General features: G+C 52.4%; 1 protein-coding gene. It reads left to right on the forward strand.

What is annotated here, in order from left to right:
* Positions 1-169: 169 nt before the first annotated feature.
* On the forward strand, positions 170-893 hold a 724-nt coding region (locus H4J77_RS19550; RefSeq protein ID WP_182250127.1), incomplete at its 3' end, for an alpha/beta fold hydrolase.

Raw genomic sequence — 893 nt, forward strand, 5'->3', positions numbered from 1 at the left:
TCGGTCAGCCACCTGTTTGACGGCTTCAATTTTAAATTCTTCGGTGTAGCGTGAGTTGCTCATTGGACCTCCTGGGTGCCTCGATTATAAGGCCTGGAGGTGTCTACGAAACTAGGGGCGATTCAATGCGTTAAAACGCCAACTATCGGCTCTTGGGATATACCAATTTATGCAAAAAAATCAGTTATTTGCGAAACACTTCAGTGTCGAGGAATTTAAGCTGCAAAGCGGTGAAACGCTGCTTGACGCGACACTCAGTTACGTCCAAGTAGGCGAACTGAATGCTCAAAAAGACAACCTGATCCTGCTACCGACGTACTACGGTGGAGCACACTCAGGCAACTTGCCCTTCATTGGTGCGCCAGGACCATTGGATCCCAGGCGCTACTGCATCGTAATTCCTAACCTGATGGGCAACGGTCAGTCCAGCTCCCCCAGTAATGCACACATCAGCCAACGCGGCGCAGGCTTTCCGCACGTCAGCTTGTACGACAATGTTCAGTTGCAGCACAAACTGATCGAGACCCGCTTCGGTAACGCAGAGATTGCGCTGGTAGCTGGATGGTCGATGGGAGGTATGCAAGCACTGCACTGGGCGTGTCTCTACCCGAAACAGGTGAAGCGCTTAGCAAGCATCTGCGCCACGGCCCGCTGCTGGCCGCACAACTTCGTATTTCTCGAGGGTATAAAGGCAGCGTTGACCTGTGACGCTGTATGGCAAGAGGGTCGCTATAAGAGCCCCCCAATCGCGGGACTTAAAGCCTTTGGTGGGTTCTACCCCGTTACTGCGGACACTCTTGAAAAGAGGCACAATGTGCCAAAGGAGTGTTCATGTCCAAACGCAGAAAATACAGCCCTGAATTCAAGCGCGAAGCCATCGCGCTATCTCGCCA

The sequence above is a fragment of the Pseudomonas sp. 5Ae-yellow genome, from assembly GCF_014077575.1.
GTDB lineage: Bacteria > Pseudomonadota > Gammaproteobacteria > Pseudomonadales > Pseudomonadaceae > Halopseudomonas > Halopseudomonas neustonica.